Here is a 23,326-nt window from a genome sequence, read left to right as displayed (position 1 = left end):
GAATGTGCCTAAAGCAAAATAAGCTAAAGGATTGCTTTTTTACATTCCTTTAGCCTATTTATAATACTTATAGTTCAATATAATTACCCATATTTCTATATTTGAAATATCTTTTTTCTAAAATCTCTTCTTTTGTCAAACTCATATATTTATTCAAAGTTTCTATTAAATCACTTTTTAAATTACTCATTGTAATTTCTAAGCTACTATTTTCTTCTACTACATAATCTATTATATTAAAGCCTTTTAAATCATGGGCTGTTATTTTCATAATTTCTGCTGCCTCTTTAACTCTGTTTTTGTCTTTCCAAAGTATAGACGCAAAACCTTCTGGTGATAATATTGAATATATTGAATTCTCCATCATCCAAACTTCATCGCTTACCGCTAAAGCTAAAGCACCACCACTTCCCCCTTCTCCTATAACTACTGTTATTGTAGGTACTGTTAAATCACTCATATGAAACAAATTTTCTCCAATAGCTTCTCCCTGCCCCCTTTTTTCTGCTTCTACTCCACAGAAAGCACCTGGAGTATCAACAAATAGAATAATGGGCCTATTAAATTTTTCAGCTTGTTTCATAAGTCTTAAAGCTTTTCTGTATCCTTCTGGATGGGGCATTGAAAAGTTTCTTTCTATATTTTCTTTTGTATTTTCTCCTTTGCACTGAGCAATAATAGTTACTGGATTGTTATTCAGTAAAGCTATCCCCGAAATTATTGCCTTATCATCACTATAGTACCTATCTCCATGTAATTCTATAAAATCATCAAATATACTACTAATATACAACTTAGCGGAAGGTCTTTCCTTGCTTCTTGCTTTCTCAACTTTATCCCAAGCATTATTTTGACTCAAAATAATTTCCTCCCTTATGCATTAAAATAATTTTACAAAGAATTTTTTTGAGATTTTTTCTTTCAACTATTTTATCTATGAATCCTTTTTCTAATAAAAATTCTACCGTTTGAAAATTTTCTGGCAAATTCTCTTTAATGGTGTTCTCTATAACTCTTCTACCAGCAAATCCTACTAATGCTCCCTTTTCACCTAAAACTATGTCTGCTATCATAGCAAATGATGCTGTTACACCTCCTGTTGTAGGATCAGTTAAAACTGATATATATAACCCTCCACATTTGTGCAACCTTTTTAAAGCACTATTTACTTTTGCCATTTGCATAAGAGAAAACATACCTTCTTGCATCCTTGCCCCACCGGAAGCAGTGAAAATTATAAGTGGCAATTTTTTTTCTGTTGCCATCTCTACACATCTTGTTATCTTTTCTCCTAAAGCTGATCCCATACTTCCCATAAAAAATTCACTGTTCATTATGCATGCCACTACTTTTTCGCCATTAATATGAGCTTCATAACATGTTACAGCTTCTGTTTCTCCTGAATTTTTTATAGCCTTATTTATCTTTTTATCATATTCTGGAAAGTTTAATGGATTACTGGTCCTTATATTTTCAAAAATCTTCTTTGGATTTTCTTCGTCAAATATTAATTTTGCTCTTTCTCTAGGATTTAGTCTAAAATAATATCCACAATATTTACAAGATTTATATTCATTAATCATGTCTTTAGAATAAATAATTTTTCCACACGAATTACATTTAACCCATGTTCCCTCAGGAATATTAGGACCCTTTTCACATCTATCTTCATTTTGAAAAGATGTTTTGCTTACGGTTATATAATTATTTCTTTTAAAAAAACTTTTTATCATAAATTATTCACCAACTTATCCTTTAAAAAACCTGTATTATAATATCCTTTTTCAAAATCTTCATTACTTAAAATATCAAACTGCAAATCGATATTGGTGTTAACCCCTTCAACAACGAACTCCCACAAAGATCTCTTCATTTTCATTATTGCTTCATTTCTATCTTTTCCATGAACTATTAATTTAGCTATCATAGAATCGTAGTAGGGTGGTATTGTACATCCTGCATACATACCGCTATCTATTCTAATTCCATGTCCACCAGGCATAATTAAAGCTTCTATTTTCCCTGGACAAGGCATAAAGTTTTTTTCTGGATCCTCTGCGTTTATCCTACATTCAATTGCATGACCATTTATTTTTACATCATCTTGCTTAAAAGTAAGACTTAACCCTGACGCTACGTTAATTTGTTCTTTTACTATGTCAACACCAGTTATAGCTTCAGTTACAGGATGTTCTACTTGAATTCTTGTATTCATTTCCATAAAATAAAAGTTTTTATCATCATCAACTAAAAACTCGATTGTTCCTACACTATTATAGTTTACCGATTTTGCTGCCTTTACAGCAACTTCACCCATACTTTTTCTAATGTCATCATTTAAAAAAGTAGACGGAGCTTCTTCTAAGACCTTTTGGTTTTTTCTTTGAATTGAACAATCTCTATCCCATAGGTGTATTATATTTCCAAAATTATCCCCTAGAATTTGAAATTCAATGTGATGAGGATTCACTATATATTTTTCTATATATATAGTTCCATCTCCGAAAGCATTTTCAGCTTCACTTTTAGCTGAATTATATGATTTTATTAATTCTTCCTCACTACTAACAATTCTTATTCCTTTTCCACCACCACCACTTGCGGCTTTTAGCATTACAGGATATCCTATTTTTTGAGATTCTTTCTTTAAATGCTCTTCATCCTTAATTACTCCTTCAAAGCCTGGAACTACTGGCACCTTAGATTTTTTCATTATTTCTCTAGCTTTAGCTTTATCACCCATAAGTTCTATGCACTCTTTTTTGGGTCCTATAAATTTTATTTTGCATTCCTCGCATATAGAAGCAAACTTAGAGTTTTCAGATAAAAACCCAAATCCAGGATGTATAGCTTCTGCTCCTGTAAGAACCGTAGCACTTATTATATTTTGTATATTGAGATAGCTATCTTTTGATGGTGAAGGACCTATACAGACAGCTTCATCTGCAAGTTGTGCATGAAGCGCAGTTCTATCTCCTTCTGAATAAACCGCAACAGTTCTTATTCCCATTTCTCTACATGCTCTTATTATTCTTACAGCAATTTCCCCTCTATTTGCTATTAAAATTTTCTTAAACATATTTTTTTCTCCTATTTACCTATTGCAAACATTATTTGTCCATCACAGCATTTTTCTCCATTAACGGTTGCTACTGCAGCCCCTATACCAATAGGACCCTTTACTTTTATTATTTCAACTTCTAGTCTCAATGTATCTCCAGGTACAACTTTTCTTCTAAATCTAACTTTATCTATACCTGTAAAATAAGCTAATTTATTTTTATTTTCTTCTAAGCTTAATATTGCAACAGCTCCAGCCTGAGCTAATGCTTCTACTATTAATACTCCCGGCATTACAGGTTCAACTGGAAAATGACCTTGAAAGAAATATTCATTCATTGTTACATTTTTATATGCCACAATGTGCTTACCTTCTTCTAAACTTTCAACTTTATCAATTAATAAAAAAGGATATCTATGGGGTATTATTTTTTGTATATCCATAATATTTAAACTACTCATTTAAAACACCTACTTTTTAATTTTAAATAGTGGTTGACCATATTCAACCATTTCACCATCTTTGACTAATATCTCTATTACTTCTCCATCAAACTCACATTCTATTTCATTCATAAGCTTCATGGCCTCTATTATACAAATCACTTCGCCTTTGTTAACTCTTTCTCCTATTTTTACAAAAGCTTCTTTATCTGGAGCTGGAGTTGAATAAAAAGTCCCTACCATAGGAGATAAAATAAGTTCTCCACAATCATCCATTTCCTTATTAGCTTCTACATTCTTATAGTTTTCCTCACTAATTTTATAATCATCTATATTTTTCGATTCTTTATATACTGAATTTATTTTTTCTTCAATAAATTCTTCTTGTTTATTTACACTTCTACTCAAAGCTTTATCTAATTTTATATAAAAATCACTTTCTTTTATTTCTAAATAACTTAATGAAGATTTATCTATAAATTCTAATAATTCCTTTATTTCTTCAAACTTCATGAATTATTCCTCCCATTTTTTAAATAACAATGTTGCATTGTGACCACCAAAGCCTAATGAATTAGACATAGCATATTTAATTTCTCTCTTTATCCCTACGTTAGGTACATAATTTAAGTCACAATCTTCATCTTTCTCATCTAAATTTATTGTTGGAGGAATAAATCCTTCTTGAAGCGCCTTTATACATACAATTGATTCAACTGCTCCTGCTGCCCCCAATAAATGTCCAGTCATTGACTTTGTAGAACTTATTGGTATATTATAAGCCTCTTCTTCAAGAGCACCCTTTATAGCTAATGTTTCAAACTTATCATTGTATGGTGTTCCTGTCCCATGTGCATTTATATACCCTAAATCTTTATTTTCTATTCCAGCTTCATTTATTGCTAATTTCATAGCTTTTTTAGAACCTTCACCATTTGGATGGGGACTAGTCATATGGTATGCGTCACAAGTACTTCCATACCCAACAATTTCTCCTAGTATAGTAGCTCCTCTTTTTTTTGCATGTTCTAAGCTTTCTAAAAGTAAAACTCCAGATCCTTCTCCCATTACAAAACCACTTCTATTTTTATTAAATGGTATAGATGCCTTATTTACATCTTCACTTGTACTTAAAGCAGTTAATGAAGTAAATCCTGCTAAAGATAATGGAGTTATAGAAGCCTCACAACCCCCAGCAATCATTAAATCCATATATCCATGTTTAATCATTCTATAAGCTTCCCCAATAGAATGAGTTCCTGTTGCACATGCTGTAACAATGTTTAAAACTGACCCTTTAGCTCCATATTTCACAGCAATGTTTCCTCCTGCAATATTTCCTATCATCATAGGTATAAATAAAGGTGAAACCCTTCTAGGACCTTTTTCGATTAAATTTTTATGCTCTTTTTCTAATGTATTAAATCCACCTATTCCACTTCCTACTGCAACTCCAAATCTATCTTTATCTATGTTTCCTAAATCTAATTTACTATTGTTTATAGCTTCTTCTGTAGCAATCATAGCAAACTGACAAAATCTATCATATCTTTTTGCTTCTCTTTTATCCAAGAATTTTTCTACACTATAATCCTTTATTTCTCCAGCTAATTTAACCTTAAAATCGCTAGTATCAAAGGCAGTTATTTTTTCAATTCCATTAGTACCTTGTTTGTTAGCTTCCCAAAATGTATCTACATTCGTACCTATTGGAGTAATAGCTCCCATAGATGTAATAACAACTCTATTCATAAATATCCTCCCTACATTACCATTCCACCGTCAACGTTTATAACTTGACCTGTTATATAAGATGCTCCATCACTACATAAAAAACTTACAACTTCTGCTATATCTTCTCCATCGCCCAACCTTTTAAGAGGTATAGAATCTTTTAATTTTTCCTTAACAGTTTCTGATAAAGCCTCTGTCATATCAGTTTTTATAAATCCTGGAGCTATAGCATTAACCCTTATTCCTTTTCCACCAAGCTCTTTTGCTAGTGATTTTGTTAACCCAATTATACCTGCCTTAGAAGCAGCATAATTACTTTGACCTGCATTTCCTATTATGCCAATAACAGATGATAAATTTATAATTACCCCTCTTTTATTTTTAAGCATTAATGGTACTACATGTTTCACGCAATTAAATGTTCCCTTTAGATTTACATTTATTACTTTATCAAAATCTTCTTCTTTCATTCTAAGGATTAATTTATCATTAGTTATACCTGCATTATTCACAAGTACATCTATAGTTCCATATATCTCTTTTGTTTTTTCTATAACATTAAGTGCATCTTCATAATTGCTAACATCACCTTTAATAGCAATTGCTTCCCCACCATTATTTTTAATCAAATTAACTACTTCTATTGCTCCCGCTTCATCACTTCTATAATTTAAAGCAATCTTATATCCTAACTTTGCAAGCTTTAAACATATAGCTTTACCAATTCCTCTACTTCCTCCAGTAATAAGTGCACATCTAATCTCCATAGATTAATTCCTCCCTAAAAACTCCAAAACGTCATTAAAGTCTTGCAAATTTTCTGTATTCAAAACTTTTACTTTTCTATTTATCTTTTTTATAAAACTGCTTAAAACTTTTCCTGATCCAACTTCAATAAATATGTCTACATCATTATTTATCATTTCATTTACTGATTGTTCCCATAACACTGAAGATTTAACTCCATTTTTCAGCAAGTTTTTTATGTTTTTATTATTACTTACAACCTCCCCAGTAACATTAGTTACATATGGGATCTTTAATTCATTTATTTCTATATTTTCAAGTTCTAATTGTAATTTTTTACTTGCATCATCTAATAAAGAACAATGAAATGCACCACTTACTTTTAATGGTATAGCCCTTAGTACTCCAAATTCCCTTGAAATTTCTATAGCATACTCTATAGCTTCTCTTGCTCCTGATATAACAATTTGTCCTGGGCAGTTATAGTTAGCTATTTCTATTATTCCCTTACATGAACTTTTTTCACACAGTTTTTCAACATTCTCTTTTTTTGCACCTAATATAGCAGCCATAGCCCCTTTTCCTTCTGGCATAGCTTTTGCCATAAGTTCACCACGTTTTCTTACTAGCATTAATCCATCTTTAAAACTTAAGGCACCTGCACAAACTAGAGCCGAGTATTCTCCTAGACTAAGTCCTGCAACCATATCTGGATTTATATTCTTTCCTTTTAACAATGTCAAGATAGCTGTTGAAACAATTAGTAGAGCTGGCTGTGTATTTTCTGTTTTACTTAGCTCTTTTTCATCTCCATTAAGTATCATTTCACTTATCTTGAAACCAAGTATGTTATCAGCTTCATGAAATAAATCTTTAACAAACTGAAACTCATTGTAAAATTCTTTTCCCATACCTACGTATTGAGCTCCTTGCCCAGGAAATACAAAAGCTATTTTTTTCATTCTATTTAGCTCCCTCATAAATATTGTTTAAAACTTTTTCAGTTTCTTTAAACATTTCTTCTATAATATCTTTACAACTTTGTTTTTTATTCACAAGACCAGCTATCTGACCTGCCATAACAGAACCAAAATCAACATCACCATCTTTTGCTGCTTTAGGTAAAGCACCTTTTCCTAACTCGTTATATTGATTTAAATCCCCATTATTTTTTTCTAGTTCCTTGAACTTTCTTGCAAGTTTATTTTTTAATACTCTTACTGGATGACCTGTGGATCTACCTGTTACCATAGTATCTATATCATTAGCTTTTATTATTTTTTCTTTGTAATTTTCATGTACTGTACATTCATCTGCAACTAAGAATCTTGTTCCAACTTGAACGCCTTCAGCTCCTAAAACCATGGACGCAAGAACTCCTCTACCATCTCCAATACCACCTGCTGCAATAACTGGTATATCTACAGCATCTACAACTTGAGGAACTAAAGTCATAGTTGTTAATTCTCCGATATGTCCACCGGCTTCGCATCCTTCAGCAATTACAGCATCTGCTCCACTTCTCTCCATTCTAATTGCCAAAGCTACCGATGCAACCACAGGTATAACTTTTATTCCAGCTTCTTTCCACATAGCCATATATTTGCCTGGATTTCCTGCTCCTGTTGTTACTACTTTTACCCCTTCTTCACATACAACTTTTGCAAGTTCTTCTGCATTTTCACTTAATAACATTATGTTAACCCCAAAAGGTTTATCAGTTAATTCCTTTGTTTTTCTAATCTCATTTCTTATGTATTCAACCGGTGCATTTCCTCCGGCTATAATTCCAAGTCCGCCTCCATTACTAACTGCACTTGCTAAAGAACTATCAGCAATCCAAGCCATACCACCCTGGATTATTGGGTATTCAATCTGTAATATTTCATTAACTCTAGTGTTCATTTTCAGTCCTCCTATTTAATAAGTCAGATATCTTTTGAATATCTGACCTATTTGCAGTTCTAGTTATTGGATTTTACTTTCTATATATTTAACTGCATCACTAACAGTCTTTAAATTTTCAGCATCTTCTATTTGTATATTAAAACTTTCTTCTAATTCAATTATTATTTGGAATAAATCTAATGAATCTACCCCTAATTCTTCAAAAGTTGTTTCAACTTTTACATCATCCTCATTTAATCCTAATTGCTCAACTATTATTTCCTTTATTTTTTCAAATACCATAATAAATCTCCTCACATTCTTATAATTTAAAATTTTATTAATGCAGCTCCAACAGTTAATCCACCGCCAAATGCTACTAATACGACATTCATATCTTCCTTTATGATTTTCTTTTCAATAGCTTCATGCATAGCCATAGGTACGCTAGCTGCCGAAGTATTTCCATACTTCTCTAAATGAATAAAGAATTTTTCAATTGGTATGTTAAGTTTTGTGCTAGCATACTCAATTATTCTATAATTTGCTTGATGTGGAATTATTACATCTATGTCTTCAAGATGTATATTCTCATCTTCACAAAGCTTCTTAACAGCATTTGTCATTGCATAACTTGCAAATTTAAATACCTCTTTACCATTCATGTTTATAAATCCATCTACAGAATCTAACTTATCTTCTATAAAAGGACTTCCTAAACTTCTTCCACCCGCAGTAAGATACATTCCTAAGTTTCCAAAAGATTTTGAATAAGTACTTAATATTCCTTTATCTCCTTCTCCTAAGACTGCAGCTCCTGCTCCATCTCCAAATAATACACAAGTTCCTCTATCTTTCCAATTAGTAATTTTAGATAATACCTCAGAGCCTATTACTAATACTTTTTTTGCTTTACCAGCTTTTATAAGAGCTTCTCCTTGTATTAAAGCAAACATAAATCCACTACATGCTCCATTTAAATCATATGCTGTAGCATTTGAAGCTTCTAATTTACTCTGTATTACACAAGCAGTTGATGGAGTTAAAGTCTCACTACTTATTGTAGCTACAATTATATAATCAATATCATCCTTAGATACTCCTGAGTTTTCTAGTGCAATACGTGCTGCATTTGCCCCTAGATCACTAGCATCTTCAAATGTAGAAATTCTTCTTTCCTTTATTCCAGTTCTTGTTGTAATCCATTCATCACTTGTATCAACCATTTTTTGAAGTTCTGAATTTTTTAAAACTCTTTCAGGAACATATGCCCCTGTGCCTAATATTTTTACATAAGCCATAATAATTCTCCTTACTTTTTAAGGTTATACTCTTTAACAAAAAATTTATTCAACTTTTCTAAAGAAGTAGTAAGAATTTTTTCCTCTTCCTCAGAGAGACCATTAATAGTTGCTCTTATCATATCCTTATGAAATTTTTCATGAATTCTAAAAGCTAGTTTACCTTTTTTAGTAAGACCTATTAAAACCACTCTCTTATCTTTTTCTTGTCTTTTTCTTTCTACATAACCTTTTTTTATAAGCCTACTTATAGCTGTTGTAAGTGTTCCAACAGTTATATTAAGTTTCTCCGCTACTTCAGACATAGATTTTTCATCATACATTCCAATTGCTTCTATTGTATGTATTTCTGTCACAGATAAATCACTAAAATGTCCTTCCTGTAAGGCGGTTTGTTCTATTTTCAATATATCATTAAATAGCTCTACCAATAATTCATTAAGTACACTTATACTTTTACTCATTATTTCACTCCTAGAAGTATTTTGACCACCAAAACAATATACTTTGATAGTCAAACTAATTACTTTGATAATCAAAGTATATTACTTTAGTTTTTTTCTGTCAATATATTTTTTATAAATATTTTATGAAAAAAATTCAAGATTTATAAATCTTGAATTTTTCTACATCTATAATATACATTTTTTAATTCCATATTTTTTACTAAATCCTTTGCTTTGAAAAAGTTGTTTCCAACAGATGATGCTGTATGTGAATCTGATCCTAAAGTTATAAGAACCCCACCTAATTCTTTATATCTTTTCAATATATCAGAGGTGTTTTTTATAGCACTATCTGAATTAAATCTTCTAGTATTTAATTCTAAAGCTATATCTCTTTCTATAATTCTTTTTAAAACCTCATCTATATAGTCACTAAACTCCCTATACCATATTTCTGTATCATTATAGGTACTGTACCTACTTATATAATCTATATGAGCTAAAATGTTTATATAATCATGAGTTCGTATACACATCTCCATAGAACTGAAATATTTTTCATAGACTTCTCTTTTACTTTTTTCTCTATAAGTTTCTTTTTGAAAAATATCATTTCCTTCTATCATATGTATTGAACCAATTATCTGATCAAAATTATACTTTTTAACCAATTCATTATTTTCTTCTTTAATTTCATCTCCCATACCTAGCTCTATACCAACACAAAATTTATCATTTCTAAGTGACCAATACTTTTCCAAGTATTCGTCTACATTAAATCTAAATAAATTTAAATCCGGATAATTTAAATCCATGTGGTCTGTCACTGTAATACCTACATTATCTTTTTTACCTTTTTCTATTATATTGATAATATCCTCTTTACAATCTGTTGAAAAATTACTATGAACATGACAATCAAACATTTATAATTCCTCCATATAATTAATGAAAAAGGGCTACGCCCTTTTTTAATTGACAATTGAGAATTAAAAATTGACAATTATTGTTGGAAGTCACAGCCTTCCTAAATATAAAGTTGAAGGTTGAGAGTGGAAAGTTGAAAGCTCAGGTTGAAAATCACAGATTTTCTTTAATTGTATTTTTTTAATTTTAAAATCCTCCTCTGAAAATTTATCCGCAACTTGTCACTGCTTAAAGAACTGTTTAACCCTAGGCTTTCAGCATTTTAGCATCAAAAATTTCTATAGTCTCATATACGATAAAATTAAATTTAGGGGGTAATTAACTTACCCCCTAAATTATACTATATTTATTATTTATATAATGGATATTTAGAACATAAATCTATAACTTCTTGTCTTACACTTGATAAATCATCTTCTCTATGTTCTATAACATAATTCATTATTCTAGCAACTTCTCTCATATCTTCTGCTTTAAATCCTCTTGAAGTTACTGCAGCTGTACCAACTCTTATACCTGATGTTATAAAAGGACTTCTTGTTTCAAATGGTATTGTATTCTTATTTACAGTTATACCTACAGTGTCAAGAAGCTTTTCAGCCTCCTTACCTGTTATATTTTTATTAGTTAAATCAACTAACACTAAATGATTGTCAGTACCATTTGATACCAATCTAAAGCCATATTTTATAAGTTCTTCTGCAAATACTTTAGAATTTTTTACTACTTCATCTATGTAGTTTTTAAAATCATCTTGTAAAGCTTCCTTAAAACATACTGCTTTAGCAGCTATAACATGCATTAAAGGTCCGCCTTGCATTCCTGGGAATATAGTTTTATCTAATTCCTTAGCATACTTTTCTTTACATAGAATAGCTCCACCTCTTGGTCCTCTTAACGTCTTATGTGTTGTTGTTGTAACAAAATCTGCATAAGGTACTGGTGATGGATGGTGTCCTGTTGCTACTAATCCTGCTATATGTGCCATATCAACCATTAAATAAGCACCGACTTCATCTGCTATTTCTCTAAATTTCTTAAAATCTATAACTCTTGCATAAGCAGAAGCTCCAGCTACAATTAGCTTAGGTTTATGTTCTATTGCTAATTTTCTTACTTCATTATAATCTATTACTTCTTTTTCTTTATCCACTTCATAAGATACAAAGTTAAATAACTTTCCTGAAAAATTCACAGGACTTCCATGAGTTAAATGTCCACCATGGCTTAAATTCATTCCAAGTACTGTATCTCCTGGATTAAGTACTGTAAAATAAACTGCCATATTTGCTTGTGAACCTGAATGTGGTTGAACATTAGCATGCTCAGCATTAAAAAGTTGTTTCATTCTATCTCTAGCTAAGTCTTCTACCTTGTCCACAACTTCACATCCACCATAATATCTTTTATGAGGATATCCTTCTGCATACTTGTTAGTCATTGGAGACCCCATTGCCTCCATAACAGCTTTTGAAACAAAATTTTCAGATGCTATAAGTTCTATGTTATACTCTTGTCTTTTTATCTCCTCGTTCATTATGTCTAAGACATCTTTATCCACCTGTTGTAAATTATTAAAATTCATTTTACATCCTCCCTTGGAAAACAATACATTTTATACTTTTATTATATATCCAATGACAAGATTCATCAAGAACTATTGTTACTTGTCGGAAAATTGTTTATTTTAAGAAATGCTGTTTATACTAAAAAATATGCTATAATATCTTAGATAAATATTTAATTTTAGAGGTAGTATACATGGATATAAATAAAATTCTTCATATTGCCACAGAAGCTGGTAGAATAATACTTGAAAATGGCGGCGAAACCTATAGAGTAGAAGAAACTATTCTTAGGATTTGTACCGCTTTTGGTATAGATGATTGTGATAGTTTTGTTACAACTACGGGAATAATGGTATCGGTTTCAGATAGATTTGGTCAGACAACTTCTCTTGTAAGGAGAGTAAAGTTTAGAACAGTAAACTTAGAAAAGATATCTCAAGTTAATGATCTTTCAAGAAACATTAAAGTAAGTGGATTAACAGCTGATGAAGTAAAAGAAAAATTACTAAAGATAGAAGAAGACCCTAGATACGGTGAAGCTTTGTCTAATTTTTGTGGTGCACTAGCAGCTGCATCCTTCACTTTATTATTTGGTGGTTCAGTAAACGATGGAATAGTATCATTTTTTATAGGTTTACTTCTAAAATATACCTGTAGTTTTATGGCAAAATATAAAATTAATGATTTTTTTATAAACTTATTCGGCGGTGGTTTAACTGCATTATTAACTTTAATAAGTACATACTTAGGTTTTGGTCACAATGTTGATACTATAATTATAGGCTCTCTTATGCTATTAGTTCCTGGACTTGCTATAACTAATGCAATAAGAGACACCATAGCTGGTGATTTATTAGCTGCTTTAGCTAGAGCCCTAGAGGCCTTTCTTATAGCTGTAGGAATAGCTACAGGGACAGGTATAATTCTTAAAATATGGTTTACTTATATAGGAGGTTTTTAATTATGTTTTTAAACTCATTTTATGCTTTAGTTGCAACTTTCTGCTTCGGAATATTATTTAATATAAAAGGAAAAAACCTAAGAGCTGCTACCGTTGGTGGTGGGCTAGGATGGTTTGTATATGAAATAGCATTAAGCCTAAATTGTTCTAATATAACAGGTCTCTTTTTCGGTTCTATTGCTCTTAGTGCTTATTCTGAAATATCTGCACGAAGACTTAAATCCCCAGTTACAACATTTGTTGTGTGTGCTTTAATCCCTTTAGTTCCTGGGGGCGGCATGTACCATACAATGTATGCATCAATAGAGGGAAATGCATCCCGTTCATTAGAACTAGGTATAAACACCTTGTCTTGTGCTGGAGCAATAGCTATAGGTGTTCTTTTAACATCTTCTGTAGCCAGATTTGTAAATTATTCAAAATTGAAGAAAGCCTTAGGAAAACATTCCTAAGGCTTTCTTTTTAGTTATTTTAAAAACATTACTAATGCGCTTATTAATTGTTGTACCTTCTCATCTTCTTCATCAAATTCCATACAGTTATAGGCATAATTTTCGAGCATAAGCCCTCCTACCTTGTTCATAGCCGCCCTTACTGCTGCTACTTGCACTAATACTTCCTTGCAACATACTTCTTTATCAACCATATTTTGTATGCCTTTTACCTGTCCTTCTATCCTTCTTAACCTAACTAATACATCCTTTTTTAGCGCTTGTTTTTTTGAATCCATAGTAAATTCACTCCTTATATATACCCCTATATAGTATACACAAATTATATCATTCTTTATTTATTATTACAAATTCCCCTAAAGAAAATACATTTCTTAGTTATAAGTGACAAGTCGAGGTTGAAAATCTAAAATAAAAAAATTAAATTCTAAGTTTTCAAGAACATCGCGAACAAAAGCCTCCCAAACTTGTTACTTAAGGAAGCTTTCAACTTAAAAGGACTATACATGTTTAATTTTAGACTTTAATTATAGATTAAATACAGACAAGAAATAAGAGGGGGTATCTTAACCTCCTCTCATTTCAATTTATTTTAATTTAAAATGCCCAATTGCCATCTTTAAATATTTGAATCTTCTCTCCATCAACAGTTTCACCAATAATATTTAATTCTTTAGATCCTATCATAAAATCAACATGATTTAATGAGTTATTGACTTCTTGTGTCTTCTTCTCTTCTTCACTTAAACTAGTAAATCCTTCTATACAACTTGAGTATGCACTTCCTAATGCTAAGTGACAAGATGCATTTTCATCAAATAAAGTATTAAAGAATATTATATTGCTTTCAGAAATAGGCGAACTATATGGAACTAAAGCTACCTCGCCCAGATAATGAGATCCCTCATCTGTTTCAATTAAATTTTTCAAAATCTCATATCCTTTTTCAGCTTTTATATCAACAACTTTTCCATGTTTAAAAGTCAATACAAAGTTGTCAATTACATTTCCTCCATATATTAATGGTTTTGTACTCTTAACATAACCATTAACCCCTGTTTTTAATGGCAAAGTAAATACTTCTTCTGTTGGCATATTAGCAACAAAAGTAATTTCTTTAGTAGACTTATCTGCTCCACCTAACCATTGATGCTTGGTTGGTAACTCTATAGTTAAATCTGTTCCTTCTGATTTGTAATATAAATATTTAAATCTCTTTTTGTTTAAAAAAGTACGTTTTTCTTGTAAATTGCTTAAATGCTTATTCCATGCTTCAACTGGAGCTTCTTTATCCACCCTCACTATTTTAAATATTTGTTCCCACAATTTTTCCACAGCTTCATCTGTATCTAAATTAGGAAAAACTTTTTTAGCCCAGGCCTCTGTTGGCACAGCAACAACACACCATTGATTATTATCACCCATTACACATTCATAGAATTCTTTAAATGCTGTGCTATTAGCTTTGTTAGCTTCTGCTACTAATTTAGGATCAATATCCTTTAATAATTCTGGATTTCTAGAGGATATACTTAAAAAGGCTGCTCCTTCTTCTTTAGCTAATGCTGTTCTACCTATAGCTGCATATGTTGGCATCTTAGAAAAGCTTTCTTTAGGAGCTTTTTTGTACTTCATTAAACTCAATTCTTCATCTACATAATCCACTATAACATTTTCTGCTCCTGCATCATAAGCACTCTCTGCTATAAATCTTACAAATTCTATACAATCTATTGTGGCATTTATATGTAGAATTTGATTTTTTTGAATATTTATTCCTGTTCTTACTGTTAACTCTGCATATTTTTTTAATAAATCCTTATTCATTAAAAATTCCCCCTCACCATTATTAAAATTATTATATCACAAATTTTACCTTTTTAGACATATAAATAAAAAAGTGTCTACGTCACTATTAACTCCAGACAAAATGCTTCTCAAAGCTATCTACATATTTATTTTTTCCATGTATCTAAAGCAAAATAATCCGTATCAGCAAAGTACCGATACGGATTTTTGTTTTTACTCTTCAGTTTTTTGTATTTCTATACCAAGTTCATTTAACTGTTTTTCATCAGCTACATTTGGTGCTTCTGTTAATGGACAGAATGCATTTTGATTCTTAGGGAATGCTATAACATCTTTTATGTTATCAGTTCCTGCAAGGAACATAACCATTCTATCAAGACCAAATGCTAATCCACCATGTGGTGGTGGACCATATTTAAATGATTCCAGTAAGAATCCAAATCTTTCCCATGCAGATTCACTTGTAAATCCTAATACATTAAACATCTTCTCTTGAAGTTTTGTATCATGTATTCTTATACTACCGCCACCTAGCTCTTCACCATTTAATACTAGGTCATATGCTTTAGCTCTTACTCTACCTGGATCACTATCAAGATATTCTATATCTTCATCCATAGGCATTGTAAATGGATGGTGAGCTGCGGAATATCTTCCTTCTTCTTCATTGTATTCTAGAAGTGCAAACTCTGTTATCCATACAAAATTAAACTCATTTTTATCTTTTATTAAATCAAGTTTTTTAGCTAATTCTAATCTTAATGCACCTAATGACTGTAATACTACACTATTTTTATCAGCAACTATTAATATTAAGTCTCCAACTTTAGCTTCAGCCTTTTCTATAATAGCATTAATTTCTTCTTCTTTTAAGAATTTAGCTATAGGTGATTTTATACCTTCTTCTTTGTATTGTATCCATGCTAATCCTTTAGCTTTATAAGTTTTTACAAACTCACCTAATCTATCTATGTCTTTTCTACCCATAGAAGCTCCACCTTCAACAGTTAAACCTCTTACAGATCCTCCATTAGCTAAAGCATCATTGAATACCTTAAATTCACAACCTTTAACAGCTTCTGTTAAATTTTTTATTTCCATTCCGAATCTTAAATCTGGTTTATCACTACCATATTTACTCATTGCTTCTGCAAATGGCATTCTTTTTATAGGAAGCTTTATATCTAAATCTATAACTTCTTTAAATACATGTTTTATCAATCTTTCGTTTAATGAAATAACATCATCTTGCTCAACAAAAGACATTTCAAGGTCCACCTGAGTAAACTCTGGTTGTCTATTAGCTCTTAAATCTTCATCTCTAAAACACTTAACTATTTGGAAATACTTATCGTAACCTGATACCATAAGTAATTGCTTAAATAATTGTGGAGATTGAGGTAATGCATAAAACATTCCTGGATAATTTCTACTTGGAACTAAATAATCCCTTGCTCCTTCTGGAGTACTTTTTGTAAGCATAGGAGTTTCCATTTCAAGGAACTCTTCTTTATCTAAGAAGTCTCTTATAGCTTTAGCTGTTCTATGTCTTATTTTAAAGATATTTTGCATATCTGGTCTTCTTAAATCTAAGTATCTATACTTTAACCTTATAGCTTCTGATGCATCTAAATTTTCTTTTATATATATTGGAGGTGTTTCAGACTCTGAAAGAATCTTTATGTTCTCTCCTTTTAATTCTACCATACCTGTTGGCATATTTTCATTTATTGATTCTCTTTTTACAATATCCCCCGTAACAGCTATACAGTACTCTGATTTTACAGTATCAGCCTTTATAAAAGCTTCATTATTTATTGCTTCTCCAAACACTACTTGAAGAATTCCTTCTCTATCTCTTAAATCTATAAAGATTAATCCCCCAAGATTTCTCTTTCTTTGGACCCATCCCATGACAGTAACTTTATTACCTATATGAGATTCTCTTAAGTCTCCGCACATTATAGTACGTTTGACCCCATTTAGCGCTTCACCCATGGCTACTCCTCCTAGTTTACTTTTTGATTATATCAACTAATTGTTGTAAATTAGTTAAATCCACTTCAAAGATTTCTCCATCACTCATTCTTTTAAGATTTGCTTTTTTATTTGAAAGCTCATCATCACCTAATATTATTGAATAATTAGCCTCCAGCTTGTTTGCAAACTTCATCTGAGCTTTTACACTTTTCTTCATGTGATCCCCGTCACAGCTTAATCCTAATTTTCTCAAATTGTATATTATATTAAAGCTTTGAAGATTTGCTACATCTCCCATTGATCCTATATATAAATCTAAAAGATCTGGCTTCGGAATTTCTATATTTTCTTCTTCCAATGTCATAAGAAGCCTTTCAAGTCCCATACCAAATCCAACTGCTGGCATATCTGGTCCTCCAATTTCTTCTATAAGCTTATCATATCTTCCTCCACCACAAACAGTTATATCCTTATTTATTACTTCAAATACTGTTTTTGTGTAATAATCCAATCCTCTTACTATGTATGGGTCAATCTTATATTCTATCCCCATAACTTCTAAATATCTTTTTAAATTATCAAAATGATCTTGGCACTCTTCACATATATAATCTAATATAACAGGTGCGTTTTTATTTATTTCTTTGCACTTTTTTTCTTTACAATCTAAAATTCTCATAGGATTTTTCTCAAATCTAGATTTACAAGTACCACATAATTCATCATAGTTTTGATTTAAAAATTCTTTCAATGCTTCGTTATATTTGTTTCTACATTTAGGACATCCTATGCTGTTAATATTAAGACTTAAATCCTTAACTCCGAACTCTTTAAAAGCTCTCATTGCTAAGGATATTATTTCTGCATCCATAGAAGCTTCTTTAGCTCCAAACATTTCAACACCAAATTGATGATGTTGTCTAAGACGTCCTTTTTGGACATTCTCATATCTAAATACAGGTGTAAAATAATACATTTTAGTTGGTTGCGCATCTGCATATACAGAATGCTGTATAAAGGCTCTAACTGTTCCAGCAGTTCCTTCTGGCTTTAATGTTACACTTCTTCCACCCTTGTCTTCAAAAGTATACATTTCTTTTTGAACCACATCTGTAGTTTCTCCAACTCCTCTTGAAAAAAGTTCTGTATGTTCAAATATAGGAGTCCTTATTTCTCTTATTCCATACTCTTCTGCTAAGTTTTTAAGACTATTTTCTACATATTGCCATTTATATGCATCAACATGAAGCATGTCATTAGTACCTTTTGGTTTTTGCATCTTTTCCATGTGAAAATTCCTCCTAATATAAAGTATTAAGCAGTTGCTGCTTCTTATAAATCATTTCATCAATTCTAGATATATATTCCCTAACATCCTTAACATTTGCAAATCTCTCAATCCTATTTTCATCTAAAAATACAACTTTAGATACAGCATCTGCCCCTAATGCTATTATAGTTTGATGTTCCTCTATCATTTGAATGTTGTATATTCCTTCTTTTTCAACTTTAGAATACCCTACATTCTCCATATTCCCAACCATATTTTTCTGTCTATACATATAGTACGGCTTCATATATAATTTATTAGCTAATTCCTTAGTTAAATTATACATATGGTTTAATTCCTCTTGTTCGGGAATTGAGAACTCTTTTTTCAAGCAAATTTGTTCATAAAGTCTAGATGCCCTTTTTACAGACATACCATGTATTGTTAATGAATCTGGTTCTAATTTTAAGATTTCATCACATGATTTTTCAACTTGTAAAGTTCTTTCTCCTGGTAATCCTACTATTAAATCCATATTTATATTATCAAATCCCATATCTCTAGCTTCTTTAAACACTTCTTTTACAAGTGTAGAGGAGTGATTCCTTCCTATGGCCTTTAATGTAGAATCATTCATAGTTTGAGGATTTATACTTATCCTACTAACCTCATATTTCTTCATGGTTGTAAGCTTTTCTTTAGTTATACTATCTGGTCTTCCACATTCTACTGTGAATTCCCCTATAATTTTATCCTTGATAAGATTATTATATATTTCTACCATTAATCTTTCAAACTGCTTATCATTTACAGCTGTTGGAGTTCCCCCTCCAAAATACACACATTCAACTTCTAAATTCTTTTCTTTTACATATGCACCTAATGCTATTATTTCTTTAATTAGTGCATCTAAATATGGATCTACAAGTTTTTTATTAGAAGCTATTGGATTTGATGTAAATGAGCAATATAAGCATCTTGTAGGACAAAATGGCATTCCTATATAAATACTTACCTTATCTTTTTTATTATTAATAAACTTATCTTCATATTTTGCAACATCTATACATAGTTTAGCTTTTTCTTCAATTGCTAGATACTTATCTTTAAAATATTGAACAATTTCTTTTTCTGATTTATTTTCTTGTAATAAAGTTAGTGCTATTTTACTTGGCCTTATACCAACTAATGTACCCCAAGGTAGATTTTTGTTGGTCAAATCACAAAAATATCTAAATACACCTTCTTTAACATTATCTTTAATATTATTTTTTAATTCATAAGTCTTTTCTAATGTTATACCCTTTATTTCCATACTATTTTCATCTATATTAATGTAGAAATCTCCGTCATCATCTACAAATTTTATATCTTGAAAACCATAATATAAATTTACTATTTGATATATATCATACCTAAATTTTTCATTATTTAATACTATTTTCACCATGACATCTCCTGCTTTTTATCTTAAAAATGGATTTATTTGTTTTTCTTTTCCTATAGTAGTTGATGGTCCATGTCCACAATAAACTTTTATATCATCTGATAATACTACAAGTTTACTCTTAATATTATTTATAAGTTCTATATGATCTCCACCCTCTAAATCTGATCTACCTACAGATCCATAAAACAAAGTATCCCCAGTAAACAAATCATTTTCTATTAAAAAGCAAACTCCTCCTGGGGTGTGACCTGGTGTTGCTATAACCTGAATATTTAAAGATCCAATCTTTAATTTATCTCCTTGATTTAAAGAATAGTCAGCTCTTTTATCTCCAAAATTTCCATATATATAAGTATTCTTTATCATAAGTTCTTCATCTTTTGAACTTAAGTAAACTGGAACATCATACTCTCTTTTCAACTCCAACACTCCACTTACATGATCAACATGTCCGTGAGTTAACAATATTGCTTTTAGATTAGCCTTAAGATTTCTAAGCTCTTTTATTATATCATCTACATCTCCACCAATATCTATTACAATTGTATCTTTAGTATTTTCGTCCATTACTATATAACAATTTGCTGCATATATTCCTGCTGGTATTCTTTTAATTAACATAACCATACCTCCAAATTTTAAAAAGTCTTCTTACTTTCTAATAATAATGTAACTGGTCCATCATTCTCAATAGACACATTCATATCCGCTGCAAATACACCTGTTTCAACTTTCAATCCACTTTTCCTACACTCTTCCACAAAGCATTCATAAAGTTTCTTTGCTTCATCTCCGCCTAATGCTGACATGAAGTTTGGCCTGTTCCCTTTCCTACAATCCCCATACAAAGTAAATTGGGAAACTATTAATAGTTCCCCTTTTACATCATTTAATGATAAATTCATTTTATCATTTTCATCATTAAAAACCCTAAGGTTTACTATTTTTCTTACTAAGTAATTTATATCATCCTCTGTATCTTCTTTTTGTATTCCTAAAAGAACATTAAAGCCTTTATTTATTTTTCCCACTATTTCTCCATCAACTGTAACACTAGAAGATAAAACTCTTTGTACTATAGCTCTCATAAATATCAACCTCTCTAATTTTTAACTCTATATACTTCAATAACACCTTTTACACCTTTTAATCTCTTTATAAGTTCCTTAAGTTCGTCTACATTAGTAATTTTCATTTTTACATTTGCAACACAAATACTTTCCTTATTAGTTTTAGCATTTACAGTCTCAAGATGTATCTTAAGCTCTGTAATTATAATCATAATATCTGCTAAAATTCCATTTCTATCATCACTTTGAACCTGTATTTCTGTTATATAATCTCCTTTAGATGAATTACCCCAACCTACTTCTACAAATCTACTCTTGTCATAATCGGAAATTGCATATATATTTTTGCAATCTTTTCTATGAACTGATATTCCTCTTCCCTTTGTTGTATAACCTATTATATTATCTCCAGGAACTGGATTGCAGCATTTAGCAAATCTAACCATAACATTGGTTAATCCCTTTACCGTTACCCCAATATTTTGATTTTTATTTGAGTTGGCATTATTATTTAACTTTTCTTCTACTTTCTTTAGTGTTTCAGAATTCACTTCTTCTTTAGATTTAGTGCTTTCTATCTCTTCTTTTAGTTTTGATACTATTGCAGATGGTAAAGCAGTTCCACTACCAACCACAGCATATAAGTCATCAATAGAATTAAAGTTATATTTTTTTATCATCTTTTGGAATGTTGTAGTCTTTGTTAATTCTCCAAAATTGTAACCCTGTTTCTTTGATTCTTTTTCTAATATATCTTTACCCTTAAGTATATTTTCTTCTCTTTTCTGTTTCTTAAACCATGATCTAATTTTACTTTTTGCTTGATTAGATTTTACAATATTAAGCCAGTCAATACTTGGTCCTTTTGGAGTTGATGATGTCAAAATCTCTACTATCTCTCCTGTTTTCAAGTGATAGTCTAGTGGAACCATCTTTCCATTAACTTTAGCTCCAATACACCTATTTCCTATATCTGTGTGTATCCTATATGCAAAATCTATTGCTGTTGCTTCATTAGGTAAGTTTATAACAACACCCTTTGGTGTAAATAAAAATACTTCATCTGAAAACAAATCTATTTTAAATGCTTCCATAAACTCTTCTGCATCAGATGTTTCCCTTTGCCACTCAAGCATATCTCTTATCCAAGAAAGCTTATTTTCAAAATTCTCTCCATTATTTTCACTTTGACCTTCTTTATATTTCCAGTGAGCAGCTATACCATACTCTGCTGTTTTATGCATATCAAAAGTTCTTATTTGTATTTCAAAGGTTTTGCCTTGCGGTCCTATAACAGTGGTATGAAGAGATTGATACATATTAGGTTTAGGCATAGCTATATAATCTTTAAAACGCCCAGGTATAGGCTTATATACTGTATGAACAATTCCTAGCACTGCATAACAATCCTTTATATTATTAACAAGAATTCTTATGGCAGTTAAATCAAAAATCTGATCTATGGATTTATTCTTATTTGTCATTTTTCTATATATACTATATAAATGTTTAGGTCTTCCTTCTATATCCGTTTCTATACCAGATAGTAACAATCTTTCTTGCAAATCATTTATTATATTAGACGTATATGCTTCTCGTTCTATTCTTTTTTCTGCTATTTGTTTTACTAAATCATAATATTCATTAGGATTCATATATCTAAAAGATAAATCTTCTAATTCCCATTTTATTTTAGACATACCTAATCTATGAGCTAACGGTGCATATATATCAAAGGTTTCCTTTGCTTTTTGTTTTTGTTTTTCTATTGGCATAAATTTTAATGTTCTTAAATTATGAAGTCTGTCTGCAAGTTTTATAAGTATAACTCTTATGTCTTTTGTCATTGCTAAAAGCATTTTTCTTACATTGTCAGCTTGCTGCTCTTCCTTAGTTTTATATTGTATTTTCCCTAGTTTTGTTACTCCATCAACTAGATTTGCTACTTCTTCATTAAACATATCCTCTATATCATCATAACTATAATGTGTATCTTCTATTACATCATGAAGAAGCCCTGCAACTATAGTATTTGTATCCATGCCCATTTCAGCTAGAATGCATGCCACTTCAATTGGATGCACTAAATAAGGCTCTCCCGATTCTCTCTTTTGAATACTATGAGCCTCAGCCGCTAAGTTATATGCTTTTTTTACCAATTCTTTATCTACATTAATACAATTTTTATCGATTTTACTTATTAACTTATCCAGCATTTAG

24 protein-coding genes are annotated in these 23,326 nt (G+C 30.7%); 2 read left to right on the top strand and 22 right to left on the bottom strand.

Going from position 1 to position 23,326, the window contains the following annotated elements:
* Positions 1-67: 67 nt before the first annotated feature.
* The 14 genes from BM119_RS01900 to glyA form a co-directional block, all read right to left on the bottom strand.
* A complete protein-coding gene (locus BM119_RS01900) occupies positions 68-859 on the bottom strand; it encodes an acetyl-CoA carboxylase carboxyltransferase subunit alpha (protein WP_423230991.1) in 792 nt (263 codons plus the stop codon).
* Positions 846-1,733, bottom strand: coding sequence for an acetyl-CoA carboxylase, carboxyltransferase subunit beta (gene accD / locus BM119_RS01895; protein WP_090038395.1), 888 nt, complete (start codon positions 1,731-1,733; stop codon positions 846-848). Before accD ends, BM119_RS01900 begins: the two co-directional genes overlap by 14 nt.
* Positions 1,730-3,079, bottom strand: coding sequence for an acetyl-CoA carboxylase biotin carboxylase subunit (locus BM119_RS01890; RefSeq protein WP_090038393.1), 1,350 nt, complete (start codon positions 3,077-3,079; stop codon positions 1,730-1,732). Before BM119_RS01890 ends, accD begins: the two co-directional genes overlap by 4 nt.
* 11 nt (positions 3,080-3,090) lie before the next feature.
* Positions 3,091-3,522 carry a 3-hydroxyacyl-ACP dehydratase FabZ gene (gene fabZ / locus BM119_RS01885; RefSeq protein WP_090038391.1) on the bottom strand — a complete coding sequence of 144 codons (432 nt, stop codon included), beginning with the start codon at positions 3,520-3,522 and terminating at the stop codon, positions 3,091-3,093.
* 9 nt (positions 3,523-3,531) lie between these two features.
* Entirely contained in the window at positions 3,532-4,017 is a 486-nt protein-coding gene (accB, locus tag BM119_RS01880; protein WP_090038388.1) for an acetyl-CoA carboxylase biotin carboxyl carrier protein, read from the bottom strand.
* A gap of 3 nt (positions 4,018-4,020) precedes the next feature.
* Positions 4,021-5,256 carry a beta-ketoacyl-ACP synthase II gene (gene fabF / locus BM119_RS01875; RefSeq protein WP_090038386.1) on the bottom strand — a complete coding sequence of 412 codons (1,236 nt, stop codon included), beginning with the start codon at positions 5,254-5,256 and terminating at the stop codon, positions 4,021-4,023.
* Between the two features lie 11 nt (positions 5,257-5,267).
* Positions 5,268-6,005 (bottom strand): 3-oxoacyl-[acyl-carrier-protein] reductase, encoded by a 738-nt coding sequence (fabG, locus tag BM119_RS01870; RefSeq protein WP_090038383.1) that lies wholly within the window; start codon positions 6,003-6,005, stop codon positions 5,268-5,270.
* A 3-nt stretch (positions 6,006-6,008) separates the two neighbouring features.
* Complete coding sequence (gene fabD / locus BM119_RS01865) at positions 6,009-6,947, bottom strand: ACP S-malonyltransferase (protein WP_090038382.1); 939 nt, start codon at positions 6,945-6,947, stop codon at positions 6,009-6,011.
* Position 6,948: 1 nt separating this feature from the next.
* Entirely contained in the window at positions 6,949-7,890 is a 942-nt protein-coding gene (gene fabK, locus BM119_RS01860; protein WP_090038379.1) for an enoyl-[acyl-carrier-protein] reductase FabK, read from the bottom strand.
* A 63-nt stretch (positions 7,891-7,953) separates the two neighbouring features.
* A complete protein-coding gene (gene acpP / locus BM119_RS01855) occupies positions 7,954-8,175 on the bottom strand; it encodes an acyl carrier protein (RefSeq protein ID WP_090038376.1) in 222 nt (73 codons plus the stop codon).
* Positions 8,176-8,201: 26 nt separating this feature from the next.
* A complete protein-coding gene (locus BM119_RS01850; RefSeq protein ID WP_090038373.1) occupies positions 8,202-9,173 on the bottom strand; it encodes a beta-ketoacyl-ACP synthase III in 972 nt (323 codons plus the stop codon).
* 11 nt (positions 9,174-9,184) lie between these two features.
* A complete protein-coding gene (locus tag BM119_RS01845; RefSeq protein ID WP_090038370.1) occupies positions 9,185-9,637 on the bottom strand; it encodes a MarR family winged helix-turn-helix transcriptional regulator in 453 nt (150 codons plus the stop codon).
* A gap of 143 nt (positions 9,638-9,780) precedes the next feature.
* Complete coding sequence (locus tag BM119_RS01840) at positions 9,781-10,545, bottom strand: histidinol-phosphatase HisJ family protein (RefSeq protein ID WP_090038368.1); 765 nt, start codon at positions 10,543-10,545, stop codon at positions 9,781-9,783.
* Between the two features lie 350 nt (positions 10,546-10,895).
* Positions 10,896-12,131: a serine hydroxymethyltransferase gene (glyA, locus tag BM119_RS01835; RefSeq protein WP_090038366.1), complete on the bottom strand. Its 1,236-nt coding sequence runs from the start codon at positions 12,129-12,131 to the stop codon at positions 10,896-10,898.
* Positions 12,132-12,307: 176 nt separating this feature from the next.
* On the opposite strand from glyA, the gene BM119_RS01830 reads away from it, so the two are divergent.
* Both BM119_RS01830 and BM119_RS01825 read left to right on the top strand, forming a co-directional pair.
* Positions 12,308-13,075, top strand: coding sequence for a threonine/serine exporter family protein (locus tag BM119_RS01830; protein WP_090038363.1), 768 nt, complete (start codon positions 12,308-12,310; stop codon positions 13,073-13,075).
* 2 nt (positions 13,076-13,077) lie between these two features.
* Complete coding sequence (locus tag BM119_RS01825) at positions 13,078-13,527, top strand: threonine/serine exporter family protein (RefSeq protein ID WP_090038360.1); 450 nt, start codon at positions 13,078-13,080, stop codon at positions 13,525-13,527.
* Positions 13,528-13,541: 14 nt separating this feature from the next.
* Here BM119_RS01825 and BM119_RS01820 read toward each other — a convergent pair whose 3' ends face one another.
* The 8 genes from BM119_RS01820 to BM119_RS01785 all read right to left on the bottom strand — a co-directional run bounded on the left by BM119_RS01820 (position 13,542) and on the right by BM119_RS01785 (position 23,322).
* Positions 13,542-13,805, bottom strand: a complete 264-nt coding sequence (locus BM119_RS01820; RefSeq protein WP_090038358.1) for a metal-sensitive transcriptional regulator — start codon at positions 13,803-13,805, stop codon at positions 13,542-13,544.
* Between the two features lie 319 nt (positions 13,806-14,124).
* On the bottom strand, positions 14,125-15,354 hold the full coding sequence (locus BM119_RS01815) for an aminopeptidase (protein WP_090038355.1): 1,230 nt from the start codon (positions 15,352-15,354) through the stop codon (positions 14,125-14,127).
* 195 nt (positions 15,355-15,549) lie between these two features.
* Positions 15,550-17,334, bottom strand: coding sequence for an aspartate--tRNA ligase (gene aspS, locus BM119_RS01810; RefSeq protein WP_090038353.1), 1,785 nt, complete (start codon positions 17,332-17,334; stop codon positions 15,550-15,552).
* A gap of 16 nt (positions 17,335-17,350) precedes the next feature.
* Positions 17,351-18,604, bottom strand: a complete 1,254-nt coding sequence (gene hisS, locus BM119_RS01805; protein ID WP_090038351.1) for a histidine--tRNA ligase — start codon at positions 18,602-18,604, stop codon at positions 17,351-17,353.
* 13 nt (positions 18,605-18,617) lie between these two features.
* Positions 18,618-20,036 carry a coproporphyrinogen III oxidase gene (locus tag BM119_RS01800; RefSeq protein ID WP_090038348.1) on the bottom strand — a complete coding sequence of 473 codons (1,419 nt, stop codon included), beginning with the start codon at positions 20,034-20,036 and terminating at the stop codon, positions 18,618-18,620.
* A gap of 15 nt (positions 20,037-20,051) precedes the next feature.
* The gene (locus BM119_RS01795) at positions 20,052-20,657 is read right to left on the bottom strand and encodes an MBL fold metallo-hydrolase (protein WP_090038347.1); all 606 of its coding nucleotides are present in this window, start codon (positions 20,655-20,657) and stop codon (positions 20,052-20,054) included.
* Positions 20,658-20,674: 17 nt separating this feature from the next.
* A complete protein-coding gene (gene dtd / locus BM119_RS01790) occupies positions 20,675-21,124 on the bottom strand; it encodes a D-aminoacyl-tRNA deacylase (RefSeq protein WP_090038344.1) in 450 nt (149 codons plus the stop codon).
* A gap of 14 nt (positions 21,125-21,138) precedes the next feature.
* Complete coding sequence (locus tag BM119_RS01785) at positions 21,139-23,322, bottom strand: RelA/SpoT family protein (RefSeq protein ID WP_090038342.1); 2,184 nt, start codon at positions 23,320-23,322, stop codon at positions 21,139-21,141.
* Positions 23,323-23,326: the final 4 nt, after the last annotated feature.

The sequence above is a fragment of the Clostridium frigidicarnis genome (assembly GCF_900111985.1).
GTDB lineage: Bacteria > Bacillota > Clostridia > Clostridiales > Clostridiaceae > Clostridium_Z > Clostridium_Z frigidicarnis.
Note: the sequence above shows the minus strand (reverse complement) of the source record. Positions and strands in the feature narration are given on the sequence as shown.